Origin of the sequence: Mesorhizobium sp. L-8-3 (assembly GCF_016756615.1) — a bacterium.
In the GTDB taxonomy this organism is placed as follows: domain Bacteria; phylum Pseudomonadota; class Alphaproteobacteria; order Rhizobiales; family Rhizobiaceae.
In genome coordinates this window covers 751,202-765,694 of record NZ_AP023262.1, presented here as the reverse complement: position 1 = coordinate 765,694, position 14,493 = coordinate 751,202, and the positions used below count along the sequence as shown (strand labels likewise).

The 14,493-nt window shown below is 64.3% G+C and carries 14 protein-coding genes; 7 read left to right on the top strand and 7 right to left on the bottom strand.

Annotation, left to right across the window (positions count from 1 at the left end):
• Nucleotides 1–8 precede the first annotated feature (8 nt).
• The 4 genes from JN302_RS03510 to JN302_RS03495 all read right to left on the bottom strand — a co-directional run bounded on the left by JN302_RS03510 (nt 9) and on the right by JN302_RS03495 (nt 4,306).
• Nucleotides 9–1,070: a Gfo/Idh/MocA family protein gene (locus JN302_RS03510; RefSeq protein ID WP_202331767.1), complete on the bottom strand. Its 1,062-nt coding sequence runs from the start codon at nt 1,068–1,070 to the stop codon at nt 9–11.
• The gene (locus JN302_RS03505) at nt 1,067–1,906 is read right to left on the bottom strand and encodes a carbohydrate ABC transporter permease (protein WP_202331765.1); all 840 of its coding nucleotides are present in this window, start codon (nt 1,904–1,906) and stop codon (nt 1,067–1,069) included. The genes JN302_RS03510 and JN302_RS03505 overlap by 4 nt, the downstream gene beginning before the upstream one ends.
• A gap of 11 nt (nt 1,907–1,917) precedes the next feature.
• Nucleotides 1,918–2,847: a carbohydrate ABC transporter permease gene (locus JN302_RS03500; RefSeq protein ID WP_202331763.1), complete on the bottom strand. Its 930-nt coding sequence runs from the start codon at nt 2,845–2,847 to the stop codon at nt 1,918–1,920.
• A gap of 199 nt (nt 2,848–3,046) precedes the next feature.
• Entirely contained in the window at nt 3,047–4,306 is a 1,260-nt protein-coding gene (locus tag JN302_RS03495) for an ABC transporter substrate-binding protein (RefSeq protein WP_202331762.1), read from the bottom strand.
• A 447-nt stretch (nt 4,307–4,753) separates the two neighbouring features.
• Between JN302_RS03495 and JN302_RS03490 the strand changes: the two genes are divergently transcribed.
• Genes JN302_RS03490 through nagA form a run of 4 tightly spaced genes read left to right on the top strand, consistent with a single transcriptional unit; the run spans nt 4,754 to nt 8,589 of the window.
• The gene (locus tag JN302_RS03490) at nt 4,754–5,632 is read left to right on the top strand and encodes an N-acetylglucosamine kinase (protein WP_244846567.1); all 879 of its coding nucleotides are present in this window, start codon (nt 4,754–4,756) and stop codon (nt 5,630–5,632) included.
• On the top strand, nt 5,625–6,413 hold the full coding sequence (locus JN302_RS03485) for a GntR family transcriptional regulator (RefSeq protein ID WP_202310108.1): 789 nt from the start codon (nt 5,625–5,627) through the stop codon (nt 6,411–6,413). The genes JN302_RS03490 and JN302_RS03485 overlap by 8 nt, the downstream gene beginning before the upstream one ends.
• A complete protein-coding gene (locus tag JN302_RS03480; RefSeq protein WP_244846179.1) occupies nt 6,410–7,435 on the top strand; it encodes an SIS domain-containing protein in 1,026 nt (341 codons plus the stop codon). The genes JN302_RS03485 and JN302_RS03480 overlap by 4 nt, the downstream gene beginning before the upstream one ends.
• A gap of 2 nt (nt 7,436–7,437) precedes the next feature.
• Nucleotides 7,438–8,589, top strand: a complete 1,152-nt coding sequence (nagA, locus tag JN302_RS03475; protein WP_446720710.1) for an N-acetylglucosamine-6-phosphate deacetylase — start codon at nt 7,438–7,440, stop codon at nt 8,587–8,589.
• Nucleotides 8,590–8,823: 234 nt separating this feature from the next.
• Here the strand turns inward: nagA and rpe are convergent, their stop codons facing one another.
• Nucleotides 8,824–9,510, bottom strand: a complete 687-nt coding sequence (rpe, locus tag JN302_RS03470; RefSeq protein ID WP_202310106.1) for a ribulose-phosphate 3-epimerase — start codon at nt 9,508–9,510, stop codon at nt 8,824–8,826.
• A 338-nt stretch (nt 9,511–9,848) separates the two neighbouring features.
• Here rpe and JN302_RS03465 point away from each other — a divergent pair, with 338 nt between their 5' ends.
• The 3 genes from JN302_RS03465 to JN302_RS03455 all read left to right on the top strand — a co-directional run bounded on the left by JN302_RS03465 (nt 9,849) and on the right by JN302_RS03455 (nt 11,873).
• Nucleotides 9,849–11,015 carry a porin gene (locus JN302_RS03465; RefSeq protein ID WP_202310105.1) on the top strand — a complete coding sequence of 389 codons (1,167 nt, stop codon included), beginning with the start codon at nt 9,849–9,851 and terminating at the stop codon, nt 11,013–11,015.
• A gap of 193 nt (nt 11,016–11,208) precedes the next feature.
• A complete protein-coding gene (locus JN302_RS03460; protein WP_202331759.1) occupies nt 11,209–11,469 on the top strand; it encodes an antitoxin in 261 nt (86 codons plus the stop codon).
• Nucleotides 11,466–11,873 carry a type II toxin-antitoxin system VapC family toxin gene (locus tag JN302_RS03455; protein WP_202310103.1) on the top strand — a complete coding sequence of 136 codons (408 nt, stop codon included), beginning with the start codon at nt 11,466–11,468 and terminating at the stop codon, nt 11,871–11,873. Before JN302_RS03460 ends, JN302_RS03455 begins: the two co-directional genes overlap by 4 nt.
• A gap of 42 nt (nt 11,874–11,915) precedes the next feature.
• Here the strand turns inward: JN302_RS03455 and JN302_RS03450 are convergent, their stop codons facing one another.
• Both JN302_RS03450 and JN302_RS03445 read right to left on the bottom strand, forming a co-directional pair.
• A complete protein-coding gene (locus tag JN302_RS03450) occupies nt 11,916–13,343 on the bottom strand; it encodes an amidase (RefSeq protein WP_202331758.1) in 1,428 nt (475 codons plus the stop codon).
• A gap of 107 nt (nt 13,344–13,450) precedes the next feature.
• The gene (locus tag JN302_RS03445) at nt 13,451–14,485 is read right to left on the bottom strand and encodes an extracellular solute-binding protein (protein WP_202310101.1); all 1,035 of its coding nucleotides are present in this window, start codon (nt 14,483–14,485) and stop codon (nt 13,451–13,453) included.
• Nucleotides 14,486–14,493: the final 8 nt, after the last annotated feature.

The following is a 14,493-nucleotide window of genomic DNA, read 5'->3' as shown; positions in this document are numbered from 1 at the left end:
CTGTTCCTTTAGAGCTTGATCGGGCGGCCGCTGCGCACGCTTTCGTCGGCGGCCAGGCAGACGGCGAGCGAACGCACCGCATCGTCCATATGTCTGCCGAGGTCGATGTCCTCGCGGATCGCCCTCAGCAGGAAGGCCTGCTCGCGGTCGCACAGATCCTGGTGGTCCGGCTCGCCTTCCATCGACAGATCCTGGTCGGGCACGACGAAGCGGCCGTCCGGCCCCGTCGCTGCCTGGTGGACGCGGATCACGGACGTCTTGGTGTGGGTGTCGATGTCGTCCGACCTGGCGCCTTCGCCCATCACGATCGACACGCAGCCCCTGGGTGAGATGACGTCCTTCACGAAGAATGCCGTCTCCGACATCATCGGCCCCCACCCCGCTTCGTACCAGCCGACGGAACCATCGTCGAACAGCACCTGGAGATGGCCGTAATTGTACATGTCGTCATCCACTTCGCCGCTGAGCCGCACGCCCATGCCGCGCACCTCGACCGGATTGCCGTCAGCGATCTGGCACATGACGTCGAGATAGTGCACGCCGCAGTCGACGATGGGCGATGTCGTCTTCATGAGCTGCTTGTGGGTCGCCCAGGTCGCGCCACTCGACTGCTGGTTCAGGTTCATGCGGAACACATAAGGGCCGCCGAGCTTGCGGGCCTCCTTGATCAGCTGGATCCACGAGGGATGGTGGCGCAATATGTAGCCGATCACCAGCTTGCGGCCGTTGGCCTTCGCCGCCGCGACCACGCGGCGGGCGTCGGCGACCGTCGTCGCCAGCGGCTTTTCCACGAAGACGTGGCAGCCCGCCTCCAATGCTGCCACCGCATAGTCGGCATGGCTGTCGGAATAGGTGTTGATCGAGGCGACCTCGGGTTTTTCCTCGCGCAGCGCTTCCTCGAAGGATGCGCGGCGACGATAGCCTCGCAGGCCCTCGGGCAGCGCGATCTCCGTGCGGTTGACGAGGGCCGCGATCTCGAATCCGGGATTGGCGTGATAGGCGAGCGCGTGGCTGCGACCCATATTGCCGAGGCCGGCGACGACGACGCGCAGGGCTTTGCCGGAGTTCACTTGACTGCTCCCGAGGTGATGCCGCGGATCAGCTGCCGCGAGAAGATGAGATAGAGGATGAGCACCGGGAGGATGGCGAGCGACAGCGCCGCCAGCACGGCGTTCCAGTTGGTCACGAACTGGCCGATGAAGATCTGGGCGCCGAGCGTGACGGTCTTGGTGGCTTCGGCCGGCGCGAGAATCAGAGGGAACCACAAATCGTTCCAGATCGGGATCATGGTGAAGACGGCGACCGTCGCCATGGCCGGCCGCACCAGAGGCAGCACCAGGCGGAAGAAGATCGTGTATTCCGACAAGCCGTCGATGCGGCCGGCGTTCTTGAGGTCGGCCGACACCGACTTCATGAATTCCGAGAGGATGAAGATACACAATGGCAGGCCCTGCGCCGTGTAGACCAGGATGAGCGCCGTCAGTGTATTGACAAGGCCGCTGGCCACCATGAGTTGCAGGATCGCGACCGTGCCGAGCCGGATCGGGATCATGATGCCGAGGGCCAGATAGAGCCCCATCAGCGTGTTGCCGCGAAAATTGTATTCCGACAGGGCAAAGGCGGCCATGGCGCCGAAAAGGAGCACCAGGAACAGCGACACGACGGTGACGATCAGGCTGTTCTGGAAATAGAGAACGAAGTCGCCCTGCGCCATGACGGTCGTGTAGCCGACGAGGTCGAAGGTTTCCGGCGAAGGCAGGGACAGCGGCGAGCGGAAGATCGCGTTGCGCGACTTGAACGAGTTGATGACGATCACGACGACCGGGAAGAGTGCAATCACCGTGTAGGCGATCAGCACGGCATGGGCCGCGAAAGTACGCGAAAGGGAAGAGCGGGCCTGGCTCATCGTCCGCCTCCTTAGAACTGGTACCGACGCAGACGCGTCTGGATGGCGAAGAGATAGATGCAGACGCCCGTCAGGATGATGAAGAACATCATCGAGGCAATGGTCGAGCCCATATTGCGATCACCGAGCTGCAGCTGGAAACCGAAGAAGGTGCGGTAGAGGAAGGTGCCGAGGATGTCGGTGGAGAAATTCGGCCCCGCCAGCGCACCCTGCGCGGAGTAGATCAGGTCGAAAGCATTGAAATTGCCGACGAAGGTGAGGATCGAGATGATGCCGATCGACGGCAGGATCAGCGGCAGCTTGATCTTCCAGAACTGCGCCATGCCGGTGACACCGTCGCATTCGGCCGCCTCGATCACCTCGTCGGGAATGGAGAGCATCGCCGCATAGATCAGCATCATCGGTATGCCGATGAACTGCCAGACCGAGATCAGGCTCAACGTGGTGAGCGCATATTCCTCCTTGCCGAGCCAGGGCGAGAACAGGCTCTTCAGGCCGACGAGGTCGAGCAGGTTCGGCGCCACACCCCAGAGCGGCGAGAGGATGAGCTTCCAGGCGAAGCCGACGATGACGAAGGACAGGATGGTCGGGATGAAGATCGCCGTGCGGTAGAAGGCGGCGAAGCGCAGCTTCGGGCTGGACAAGAGTGCCGCCAGCATGACGCCGATCGGGTTCTGCACGACCATATGGACGATGAAGAACCAGAAGTTGTTGCCGAGCGCGTTCCAGAAGCTCTTCGACAGCGTCGGGTCGGTGAACAGCCGCCTGAAATTGTCGAGGCCGACGAAGATCTGGGTCTGCGCCTCGGTCCGGAACAGCGAAAGCTGAAGCGTGCCGAACAGCGGCAGGATCATGATCGCGGTGTAGATGAGCACCGCCGGCGCGAGGAACACGCCGATGTGCCATCGAACGGGCCGCTTTCCTGTCGTCTCCGCCGTCATTGCCTGCTTTTCCTTGCTATGATGGCTCTGTCGCGCAAATGGCTGCGACGAAGAGGCCGGCGTCTTTCTCCATCCTGAGATTGGAGCGCCGAGCCCGGTTCGGAGCCGGGAAGGGAAGTCCGCGCCATCACGGAACCTCACCCTGGCCGGCCGTTCCGGCGCGCCCTGCTCTCGCCGGGCGCGCCGCGACGCATGCCGCTTACTTCGCCGGCTTATACCAGCTGTCGAGCCCGTCCTGGAGCTTCTTGGCCGCGACCTCGGGCGTGTCGGTGCCGTTGATCACATTCGCCGATTCGACCCAGGTCTCGGTCTCGAGGTTCGGTGTGCCGCGCGACAGGATCTGGTAGGTCGAGCGGATCGTCGGCTTGCACTTCTCGCGCCAGGAGACGAATTCCTGGGCCAGCGGGTCCTCCATCTTCACCGGCTGCGACGACAGGCTGAAGAAGCCCGGCAGCGCATTGGCGTAGATCGTGGCGAATTCGGGCGAGGCGACCCAGGACAGGAAGGTCTTGGCCGCTTCAGCGTTCTTGCTCTTGGGGTTGAGGCCGATCGCGATGTCGTTGTGATCGGAGATGTAGCAGGTGTCGCCGGCATTCTTCACCGGCGGCGGGAACGCGCCCATCTTGAACTGCGCCTGGGTGTTGAAGACGCCGATCTCCCAGGAGCCGGCCGGAAAGATCGCGGCGCGGCCGAGCGTGAACAGGTTCTGGCTGTCAGGATAGCTCTGCGCCTCGAAGCCGTCGCCCAGGTAGGGCTTCCACTTGGCGAGCGTCGCGTAGGGCTCGACCCATTGCGGGTCCGTCAGCTTCTGCTCGCCCTTGATCAGCGCGAGGCGGCCTTCCTCGCCCTTCCAGTAGTTCGGGCCGATGTTCTGGTAGCCCATGGTCGCGGCTTCCCAAAGGTCCTTGGTGCCCATCGCCATCGGGACATAGGTACCGTCGGCCTTGATCTTGTCGAGCGCAGCGAAGAACTCGGCCTCGGTGGTCGGCACGGCGATGCCGAGCTTGTCGAAGGCCTCCTTGTTGTAGATGAAGCCGTGGATGACCGAGGCCATAGGCACGCAGAAGGCCGCCTTGCCGTCGTCGGTCTGCCAGGCCGACTTCGCCACATCCGTGAAATTCTCCATGCCCGGAAGGCTGGTGAGATCGGCGAGATGGCCCTTCTTGTAGAGCTCGAGCGACGTGTCGAACGGACGGCAGGTGATGAGGTCGCCGGCGGAGCCCGCATCGAGCTTGGCGTTGAGCGCGGCGTTGTATTCGGTCGGGGCAGAGGGCGCGAAGACAACCTTGATGCCGGGGTTCTTGGCCTCGAAGGCCGGGATCAGCTTCTCCTGCCAGATGGTGAGGTCGTCGTTGCGCCAGCTCTCGATGGTCAGCGTGGCGTCCTGAGCGACGGCCATGCCGGCGGAACCGAAAATGGTCGTACCGAGCAGAAGAGCCGTCAATGCTTGTCTGGTCATGGTCATACTCCCTGTTTGACCTTTTCTATCTGCGTCCGTGCCGAGAGCGGGTGCCCGCTCCGAAGCTGCACTCCGGGCGACGGGCCTTCCCGGCATCCGCCTGATGCCGGCCGTTCCCTGTGCCGACGGCGGAACCCCTTGCGGGGCGCGTCTCGGCGCGAAGATGGAAAATCGTTTGCGGTGCCTTGCAATCGAGCCGGCTGCGTTTCCATGCGGCAGCCGTCGACGCTTCGGCCCTCCGATGTTCCTCCTTGACCAGGGACAATACCAAAAAAATACCACTTGTCCAGCGGCGCAAGTGGATATTGTCACAAAGGCCCAGAGATGTTTTTAGAACATACTGAAAATGCTACATAAAAACTGAAAAGACGGCGAGGGATGAAATTCACCCTTGGCTATTGGTATTTTACTGGTATTATTCCGGCAGGAGGACGCGAAACAGTGGACATGGTGCTCGGCATAGATGGCGGCGGCACGAGTTGCCGGGCTGCGCTGGCGGACGCGGCGGGCAATGTGCTCGGCCGCGGCAAGAGCGGTCCGGCCAACATCATGTCCGACCTCGAAGGCGCGCGAAAGAGCATCGTCGAGGCAGCGAGGCTGGCCTTCCTGGATGCCGGACGCGATCCCGCCCTCATCCCGACGGTCGGCGCCGTGCTCGGGCTCGCCGGAACCAATGTCGGCGGCTATAAGCAGCAACTGCTCGACGTCCTGCCCTTCCGCGAGAGCCTGGTCGAAAGCGATGCGCTGATCGCGCTCAACGGCGCGCTGGGCGACCATGACGGTGCGATCGCCATCATCGGCACCGGCTCGATCTTCATGTCCCGCAAGGGCAAGCGCCTGCAGACCATCGGCGGTTGGGGGTTCCTGTTGGGCGATCATGCCAGCGGCGCCCGTCTCGGCCGCAGCCTTCTCCAGGAGGCATTGCTCGTCCATGACGACATCCGTCCCGGTTCGGCGCTGACGCGCGCCGTGATGGAGCGTTTCGAAGGCGATCCCCGCGCCATCGTCAAGTTCGGCTCCGTCTCGAAACCCGGAGATTTCGGCACCTTTGCGCCCATGGTCTTCGACTTCGCCGCGCAGGGCGATCCCGTGGCCCTCGGCCTGGTCGCTCGCGCCGCCAGCGACATCGAGGAGGCGGTGGCAGCCCTCAATCTCGGCGACGGCGACCGGCTTTGCCTGCTCGGCGGGCTCGCCGGCCTCTATGCGCCGCATCTTTCCGAAAAATATCGCGCCATGCTCCGGCCGCCCTTGCAGGACGCGCTCGGCGGCGCCGTGGCCATGGCCGCCCGCATGTTCGGGAGAGCCGGGACGGTGGCGCATGGATGACGCGGCCCAGGCGCTCTTTTCCGGGCTGAAGGAAGCAGGCCCGGCGGGCGCGCCGCTCTATCTGAAGCTCAAGCGTTCGATCGAGGAGGCCGTGCGCCGGGGTGTCATCGGGCCCGGCGATGCGCTGCCTTCTGAACGCGACATCGCGGTCAGGGCCGACGTCTCGCGGGTGACGGTGCGCAAGGCTGTGCAGGATCTCGTCAAGGCCGGTATCCTCGTCCAGCGTCACGGTTCCGGTACGTTCGTCGCGCCGCGCCTGGAGCGGGTCGAACAGTCTCTGTCGGGGCTGACCTCCTTCTCCGAGGACATGGCCCGTCGCGGCTGGACGGCGCGTTCGGAGTGGCTCGACCGGGGCATCTATCCGCCTTCGCCGGAGGAGATGATGGTGCTCGGCCTGTCGTCGCGCGAACTCGTCGCCCGCATCGCCCGGCTCAGAATCGCCAACGACACGCCGCTCGCCATCGAGCGGGCGTCGCTCTCCGCTTCGGTCCTGCCCGACCCCGGCCTGATCGGCGCCTCGCTCTACGCGGTTCTCGAACGGACCGGCAACCGCCCGGTGCGCGCCGTACAGCGCATTTCGGCCGCCAATCTGGCCGGGGCCGACGCCGCCATACTGGAGGTCGCGCCGGGCTCGGCCGGGCTCAACATCGAGCGCGTCTCCTATCTGTCCACCGGCAAGGTGATCGAATTCACCCGATCGCTCTATCGCGGCGACGCCTATGATTTTGTGGCCGAGCTCAGGCTCGGCGAACCCGAAGAAGCGGCAGGAGGCCGACCATGACAGCCACGCATATGCGCCGAGAAATCGAGGAGATCCCGGAGGCCGTCGCTCGCCTGCTCGATGGCGGCGAGGCGGTGCTCGCGGCGGCGGGGCGCGACATCCGCGAGCGCGATCCGCGCTTCGTCGTAACCGTGGCGCGCGGCTCTTCCGACCACGCGGCCTCCTTCATGAAATATGCGGTGGAACTCACCGCCGGCCTGCCGGTCGCCTCGGTCGGGCCTTCCGTGGCCTCGATCTATGGCGTGCGCCTCAAGCTCGCGGGCTCGGCCTGCCTGGCGATTTCGCAATCGGGCAGGAGCCCCGACATCGTGGCCATGGCCGAGGAGGCCAGGCGCGGCGGGGCGCTGACGATCGCGATCACCAATACGCCGGATTCGCCGCTCGCCCATGGGGCCGACCACGCCATCGACATATTGGCTGGCGCCGAACGCAGCGTCGCCGCGACCAAGACCTTCGTGAATTCGGCGGTTGCCGGGCTCGCTTTGATGGCGCATGCGACCGCCGACGAAGCGCTGCTCTCCGCGTTGCGGCAATTGCCGGAGCATTTCCGCGCCGCCATCGGCTGCGACTGGATGAAGATCGCGGCAGCACTCGACGGCACGAATTCGCTGTTCATCATCGGGCGCGGGCCGTCCATGGCCATCGCCAACGAGGCGGCGCTCAAGCTCAAGGAAACCTGCGCCATGCATGCCGAATCCTACAGCGCAGCAGAGGTCATGCACGGGCCGCTGGCGCTGGTGAAGCCGGGCTTTCCGGTGCTGGCACTGGCCGCGCGCGACCGATCCGAGCCGTCCATGGCCGAGGCCGCCGATCATCTGGTCGGCAAGGGCGCTACGGTTTTCGCCACCACCGCGCTGGCCAGGGCCGCGACACCGCTTCCCTTCGCCGCGACCGGCCATCCGATGACCGATCCCCTGGCGCTCGTCGTCAGCTTCTACGCCTTCGTCGAGGCCTTCGCCCGGCACAGGGGTCTCAACCCGGACCAGCCGCCCAATCTGCGCAAGGTGACGGAGACACTGTGACCATGATCCACGCAATCAAGGCCGCCGCGATCTTCGACGGCGAGAACTGGCACGACGATGCGGTGCTCGTCCACCGTGACGGCATCGTGGATGCCGTGGTACCTGCGGCCGATCTGCCGGGTTCGGCCGACGTGGTCGAACTCGACGGCATGCTGGTCCCGGGCTTCGTCGATTTGCAGGTGAACGGCGGCGGCGGCGTGATGCTGAACGACCGCCAGGACGTCGAGACCATCCGTACCATCTGCACGGCCCATGCCCGCTTCGGCACCACAGCGCTGCTGCCGACGCTGATCACCGACACGCCCGAGGTCACGCGCGCCGCGGTGGAAGCGGGCGCCGGGGCCCTGGCCGCTCGCGTCCCGGGTTTCCTCGGACTTCACCTTGAAGGCCCGCATCTCTCGCTCAGCCGCAAGGGCGCGCATGATCCAATGCTGATCCGCCCGATGCTCGATGCGGACGAGGCGGCGCTGATCGCGGCGCATGAAAAGGTACCTGTGCTGCTGACCACGGTGGCGCCGGAGTCGGTGGAGCCCGCGCGCATCGCCAGGCTGGCGCAGGCTGGCATCGTGGTCAGTCTGGGCCACAGCGACACGAGCTACGGCAGGGCGGTCGCCTGTGCCGAGGCGGGCGCCTCCATGGCGACCCATCTGTTCAATGCAATGAGCCAGATCGGCAACCGCGAGCCCGGCCTCGTCGGCGCGGCGATCGATGCCGGCGCCTTCAGCGCCGGGCTGATCGCCGATGGCATCCATGTCGACGCCGCCACCATTCGCATTGCCGTCAAGGCCAAAAATGGGCCAGGCCATATCTTCCTGGTCACCGATGCCATGGCGACCATCGGCACGGAGATGGCCTCCTTCACGCTGAACGGCCGCAGGATCACCCGCTCGGGGGGGAAGCTGACCCTCGACGACGGCACGCTTGCCGGCGCCGATCTCGATATGACCTCGGCCGTGCGCTTCATGCATCGCACGATCGGCCTCGAACTCGGGGAAGCATTGCGCATGGCCTCGCTCTATCCGGCACGGGCCATGAAAGTCGATGCCTCCCACGGCCGCTTCGTGAACGGCGCGCGCGCCGACATCGTGCATCTCACGGATGGCCTCGACATCGGCAATGTCTGGATCGGCGGCGAGAAAGTGTTCGCCGCCTGATCGGAACTGGAGCAATTCCAGTAAAGTGCGTAGCGATTTTGCGTCCGGAATTGCGTGAAAACATTGGAGCAATTCCAGCAAAGTGCGCAGCGGTTTTGCGTCCGGAATTGCGTGAAGACATTGGAGCAATTCCAGCAAAGTGCGCAGCGGTTTTGCGTCCGGAATTGCGTGAAAACAAGGAGATAAGCATTTCCGCGATTCGGAGAAGCCCGGAGAAAAGCGGAATTGCTCTGGTCAGGCGATCCTGCCGACCGCGAGGTCGGCAGCGTTGCGGATCGCATCGATATTCTTGCGGTAGGCCTCGACGCTGCTACCCTTGAAGACGGCGGCACCCGCGACCAGAACGTCGGCGCCCGCCGCGGCCACCAGCGGCGCCGTTTCGGGCGTCACGCCGCCGTCGATCTCTATGCGGATCGGACGGCCGCCGATCAGCGCCTTCACACGCCTCACCTTCTCCACGACCGCGGGAATGAAGACCTGGCCGCCGAAGCCGGGATTGACGGTCATGATCAGCACAAGGTCGAGCCGGTCCAGCACATATTCGATGGCGCTTTCGGGCGTCGACGGATTGAGCGACACGCCGGCCTTCTTGCCGAGATTGCGGATCGCCTGCAGCGAGCGGTCGAGATGCGGCCCGGCCTCGGCATGGATGGTCATGCCGTCGCAGCCCGCCTCGGCGAAGGCGGCGAGATAGGGATCGGCGGGCGCGATCATCAGATGGCAGTCGAAGAACTTGTCGGTCCGCCCGCGGATCGCCTTGATGACGGCAGGGCCGAAGGTGATGTTCGGCACGAAATGCCCGTCCATCACATCGAGATGGATCCAGTCGGCACCTGCGGCCGCCACCGCCTCGACCTCGTCGCCGAGCCTGGAGAAGTCGGCGGCGAGCACCGAGGGCGCCATAAGGGTTCTTGCGCTCATGTATCGATCCTCGCGGTTTCGTCGAGGACGCCCTAATGCCTTGGCTTCGGATTGTCGAGTGCGCTTTCATTGGGTGATCATTGGGTGCACCTCGTGTGGTGTTGCCGCACTGCAACATGGCCGGACCGATCATCGGCGACCTTCGGTCCGTTGTTGCGGCAAGGCAGCGAATGTCACACAACCGTTATGCGGCGATTCTACGCCGCCCGGTGGATGCGGTGACTCCCAAGAACCGTGTTTGCATGAGGGCAGGGCCCTTGCCCGTCTCGATGGAGACGGGTGCTGGCTCAGAACGGGTTTGTGCCCGGGGCCAAGAACAACAAGCTGGAGCTACTTTAATGAAACTGAAAAGCCTTCTTCTCGGCTCGGCCGCGGCGATGGTCGCGGTGACCGGTGCCCGTGCCGCCGACGCAGTGGTCGTGGCCGAACCCGAACCGGTCGAATATGTGCGCGTCTGCGACACCTTCGGCACGGGCTACTTCTATATCCCCGGTACCGAGACCTGCCTGAGGATTTCCGGTTATGTCCGCTACAGGGTCGGCGCGACCAACGACGATGGCTTCGACTTCGACGCGGAAGGCAATCCGGTGGGCGACACGCCCAACTTCAACGGGTTCATCGGCGGCGGCTGGAACAAGAGCACGCGCGCCCGCGTGAATTTCGACGCCCGCTCGCAGACCGAGTGGGGCACGCTGCAGGCCTTCATCCGCTTCCAGGCGGACTGGGGACAGGCCAGTGTGACCCGCAATCCGTTCGCCGATGGTCCGGTTTCCACCGATCAGGCGTGGCTGTCGCTGGGCGGCTTCCGCGCAGGCTACACCCAATCGGCCTGGGCCGAGACGATCCACGGCGTGACCAATGGCGGCTCCTTCTCCGACGGCGCCCTCTGGTACGGCGACCAGCAGCGTCACCTGCTCCAGTACAACTTCGGCGGCGACACCGGCCTGTTCGCTGTGGCCTCGCTCGAAGACGACGCGCTGCAAGGTAATGGCTATGTTCCGGACGCCGTCGGCGTCATCGGTTATCAGCAGGGCTGGGGCGCCGTCTGGGCGCGCGTCGGCTATGACAATTCCATCGATCCTGAAATCGATGGCGATGATGACGCCGGCTTCGGCGCGCAGCTTGCCACGCAGATCAACATCCCCAACACGCAGAATGCGATCCGCCTGATGGGCTGGTATGCCAATAACGACACTGTCTATGGCACCCAGAGCCCTTATGCCGGGGTCAGTGGTGGCAATGGCGCAGCCGAGTGGTCGGTTCTGGCGGCCTACAATCATACGTTCACCGAGAAGTTCAGTGCTTCGACCGGTTTCCAGTACTTCAACAACTTCTATGAGGCGTACAGCGACGTGAAGACGGGCCTCGACGGCTACAGCGCGGACCTGTCGTTCGTCTACGAGCCGGTTCAGAACTTCGAAATCCGCAACGAATGGAACTACGACAAGGTCGACGGTCTCGACGGCTCGGTTTCCGGCTGGATGTGGTTCCTGCGCCGTTTCTGATTTCGGCGGCCTGACCAGACAATTTCGGACCCGGCGGCTCTGTCCGCCGGGTTTTTTCGTGGTGCGCCGAGCATGGGCGCACTCTTGCGGGTGAAAGTCCCCGCCGTGACGATGCGGCCGGGACCGACGATAGAGACCTTGTATCGCGCGGTGTGAAAGCGTATATACGGCGGCGTATGTACGAGAGGTTGCCATGCCGCATATCGCCAAGGTCTTCCAGTCCGGCAACTCTCAGGCCGTCAGGCTGCCGAAGGATTTCCGCTTCACGGTCGATGAGGTCGAGGTCTCGCGCGAGGGCGACGCTGTGATCCTGCGCCCGAGGCCGGACGCCTCCCGCCCTTGGGCCTCCCTGCGCGCGGCCGTCGAGCGCGGTTTCAGTGCCGACTTCATGGCCGCGGGCCGGGAACAGCCCGAGGTACAGAAGCGTCCCGATCTCGACCAGGCGTTTCGATGACGAACTGGCTTCTCGATACCAACGCGGTCATCGCCCTTGTAACGCGCCGCTCGGAAGCCCTGATGCGCCGGGTCGAATCCACCGAACCCGGCGCGCTCGCCGTCTCCTCGATCGTCGCCCATGAACTCTGCTTCGGCGCCTATCGTAGCCAGAAGGTGGACTTCAATCTCGAAACGCTCCGTCTGCTCTTCGCCGACATCGTGATCCTCGACCTCGACCGCGAGGACGCGCGGGCCGCCGGCGAGATCAGGGCTGACCTCGCAAGGCGGGGCACGCCGATCGGCCCCCATGACGTCCTGATCGCCGGCCAGGCGCTTGCGCGCGGCATGCCGCTCGTCACCAACAATACCGCCGGGTTCGCGCGTATAGCCGGATTGCGGCTGGAAGACTGGACCAGGGGCTGACATGCATAGTGAAGTCGTTCCCGGCATCCGTCCCACCCACCATCACAGCTTCGGGCGCTTCGCCTTCTCTCCGTACCAGCCGCCGACCGCTTTCTCATAGGCCATGCCGGCGCGGAACACGTCCTCGTCGCAATAGGTGCGGCCGATGATCTGGATGCCCGTCGGCACTCCGCTCCTGGCGTGCCCCGACGGCAGCGACAGCACCGGACAGCGGCTCATCGTGTTGAAAGGGGTGGTCATCACCCAGCCGAGCATCGGGTCCACGACCTTGCCGTTGATCTTCACTTCTTCCTTCGTCTGGTCGAAGTCGGCCGAGACCGCCGGCAGCGCCGTGGTCGGGCAGATCAGCACGTTGTATTTCTCGAGCAGCGGCCCGAGCGTCAGATACATCCTGCCGGCCACTTCCAGGCTGTTGACGAAGTCGGTCGCCTTGGATCGGGCGCCTTCCTCGGCGAAACGCCTCGCATAGCTCGTCATCTGGTCGCCGTGCTCGGGCAGCATCTTCGACAGGAAGGCGCCGAACAGGTGCTGAAGATAAGCTTGCCCGGCTTCGAGCACCCCCGGGCCCCAGCCGAGATCGACTTCCTCGACCTCCGCGCCGAGCGACCGGAACACGTCGAGCGCCTTCCTCGTGTTCTTCACCACTTCCGGGTCGACCTCGAATGCGCCGAGCGTCATCGAATAGGCGATCTTCCAGCCTTTGATCGGCCGGAACTTGGTCGGCAGCGTCAGCTTGGGGCGCAGCGACGCGATGTCGAGCGGGCTGGGACCGGTCATGACGTTCTGCAACAGGATCGCATCCTCGACCGTGCGCGCCAGCGGTCCCGTATGACAGTAGAAGTCGAGGTTGAAGGGCGGGTCGTCGGGGTTGCGGCCGTAAGGCGGCTTGTAGCCGACGACGCCGCAGGTCGATGCGGGGATGCGGATCGAGCCTCCAATGTCGGAGCCGGTGGCGATGGGCGACGTTCCCGCGGCGAGCGAGGCGCCGGCGCCGCCCGACGAGCCGCCCGGCGTGAACTTTGTGTTCCACGGATTGCGGGTCACACCCCAAAGCCGCGACCAAGTGAAACCCGCGCAGGAGAATTCCGGCGTCGCGGTGCGCGCATGCACGATGCCGCCAGCCTGGATGATCCGTTCGTTCATCGTCGAGGTGTGTTCAGCAATGTAGTCCTTCATGATCAGCGAGCCGCCGGTCGTCGGCTTGCCCTTGATGTAGCTCTCATCCTTGATGCCGACCGGCAGGCCCGCGAGCGCGCCGGTCTTCTTGCCCTTGGCGTATTTCGCCTCGGCCTTGCGCGCGAGGCCCATCGCCTCGTCGAAATGGGTATTGGTGAAGGCGTTCACCGTCTCCCTGGTCGCTTCGGCGCGGCGGATCACCGCTTCCATCAGTTCCACGGGGGAGAGCTTCCTTGCCTTGAAACGCTTGAGAGCCTCGCTTGCTGGCATGTAGCAAAGGTCGAGATCGGACATGACGAAACTCCGGCGGCGCCTGCGATCGCCCGGCACCGGCTCTTGTTGCTGGAATCGGTGTGCGAAAAGAGAAGACCCGGGGGTTGCCCGCCGGGTCGCCGTTGGCGCTACTTCAGGAGGTCGGTCCAGATCTTGGTGTAGAGCGCCTGCACGTCGGGCGGGCAGGCGAGGTTGAACTGACCCTGCTCGGCGAATTCGACCGGGATGTTGACCTCGGGAGCCGTCTTCATGTCCTCGGGCATATAGGCTTCCGAGCCCGTGATGCCGTTGGCGTAGCGGGCGAAGGACGAGATCATCGCGGCGTTCTCGGGGTCCATGATGAAGTTCATGAACAGCTTGGCGTTTTCGACGTTCTTGGCGTCCTTGAGGATGGAGACGTTGTCCATCCAGATCGGATAGCCTTCCTTCGGATAGCCGTACACGATCTTGTCGTTCTGCAGGCGGGCTCGGAAAGAAGCGCCGTTCCAGTTGACACCTGCCGCGATGTCGCCCTTGCCGTAGCGGTCGACATTGCCGTAGTCCATGGACAGCCATTTCGGCTTGGCCGCGACCAGCAGGTCGCGTGTTTTCTTCAGGACCTCCTTGTCGCCGGTGCAGGGCTCGCCGCCGGCGAATTTGATGGCGAGATGCATCACATCGCTCATCTCGGGCACGACATTGACCTTGCCGACAAGCTCGGCCGGCGGGTCCATGAAGATCGCCGACGTGTTCGGATCGCCCGAATAGACGGAGGTGTTGACCGTCACGCCGGTCGTGCCCCACTGCCACGGCACCGAATAGTGGCGACCCGGATCGAAGGGCACGTCGACCCATTTCGGGTCCATGTTCTTGAAATTCTCCATCTGGTCGGGACGGGCTTCGAGAAGAAGGCCCTCGTCGATCCAGACATTCATCACCGAGGCCGACGGCACGACGATGTCGAAGCCGTGGCCGCCCTGGCGGACCTTGGCGAGCGCGGTGTCGTTGGAATCGTAGTCGGTGATCGAGACCTTGACCTTGTAAGTGTCTTCGAACTTCTTGATCAGTTCGGGGCTGGTGTAGTTGCCCCAGTTGTAGATGTTGAGCTCACCCTCGGCTTTCGCCACGCCCATCGACGCCATCAGCGACAGCCCGACGGCCGTCGCGGTCAGTTTCCAGTGCATGCTTTCGA

Bases quoted from the DNA above. Each gene is read 5' to 3' on its own strand.
- JN302_RS03505 (WP_202331765.1), bottom strand. From the start codon at position 1,906: ATGAGCCAGGCCCGCTCTTCCCTTTCGCGTACTTTCGCGGCCCATGCC.
- JN302_RS03500 (WP_202331763.1), bottom strand. From the start codon at position 2,847: ATGACGGCGGAGACGACAGGAAAGCGGCCCGTTCGATGGCACATCGGC.
- JN302_RS03495 (WP_202331762.1), bottom strand. From the start codon at position 4,306: ATGACCAGACAAGCATTGACGGCTCTTCTGCTCGGTACGACCATTTTC.
- JN302_RS03490 (WP_244846567.1), top strand. From the start codon at position 4,754: ATGGTGCTCGGCATAGATGGCGGCGGCACGAGTTGCCGGGCTGCGCTG.
- JN302_RS03485 (WP_202310108.1), top strand. From the start codon at position 5,625: ATGGATGACGCGGCCCAGGCGCTCTTTTCCGGGCTGAAGGAAGCAGGC.
- JN302_RS03480 (WP_244846179.1), top strand. From the start codon at position 6,410: ATGACAGCCACGCATATGCGCCGAGAAATCGAGGAGATCCCGGAGGCC.
- nagA (WP_446720710.1), top strand. From the start codon at position 7,438: ATGATCCACGCAATCAAGGCCGCCGCGATCTTCGACGGCGAGAACTGG.
- rpe (WP_202310106.1), bottom strand. From the start codon at position 9,510: ATGAGCGCAAGAACCCTTATGGCGCCCTCGGTGCTCGCCGCCGACTTC.
- JN302_RS03465 (WP_202310105.1), top strand. From the start codon at position 9,849: ATGAAACTGAAAAGCCTTCTTCTCGGCTCGGCCGCGGCGATGGTCGCG.
- JN302_RS03460 (WP_202331759.1), top strand. From the start codon at position 11,209: ATGCCGCATATCGCCAAGGTCTTCCAGTCCGGCAACTCTCAGGCCGTC.
- JN302_RS03455 (WP_202310103.1), top strand. From the start codon at position 11,466: ATGACGAACTGGCTTCTCGATACCAACGCGGTCATCGCCCTTGTAACG.
- JN302_RS03450 (WP_202331758.1), bottom strand. From the start codon at position 13,343: ATGTCCGATCTCGACCTTTGCTACATGCCAGCAAGCGAGGCTCTCAAG.
- JN302_RS03445 (WP_202310101.1), bottom strand. From the start codon at position 14,485: ATGCACTGGAAACTGACCGCGACGGCCGTCGGGCTGTCGCTGATGGCG.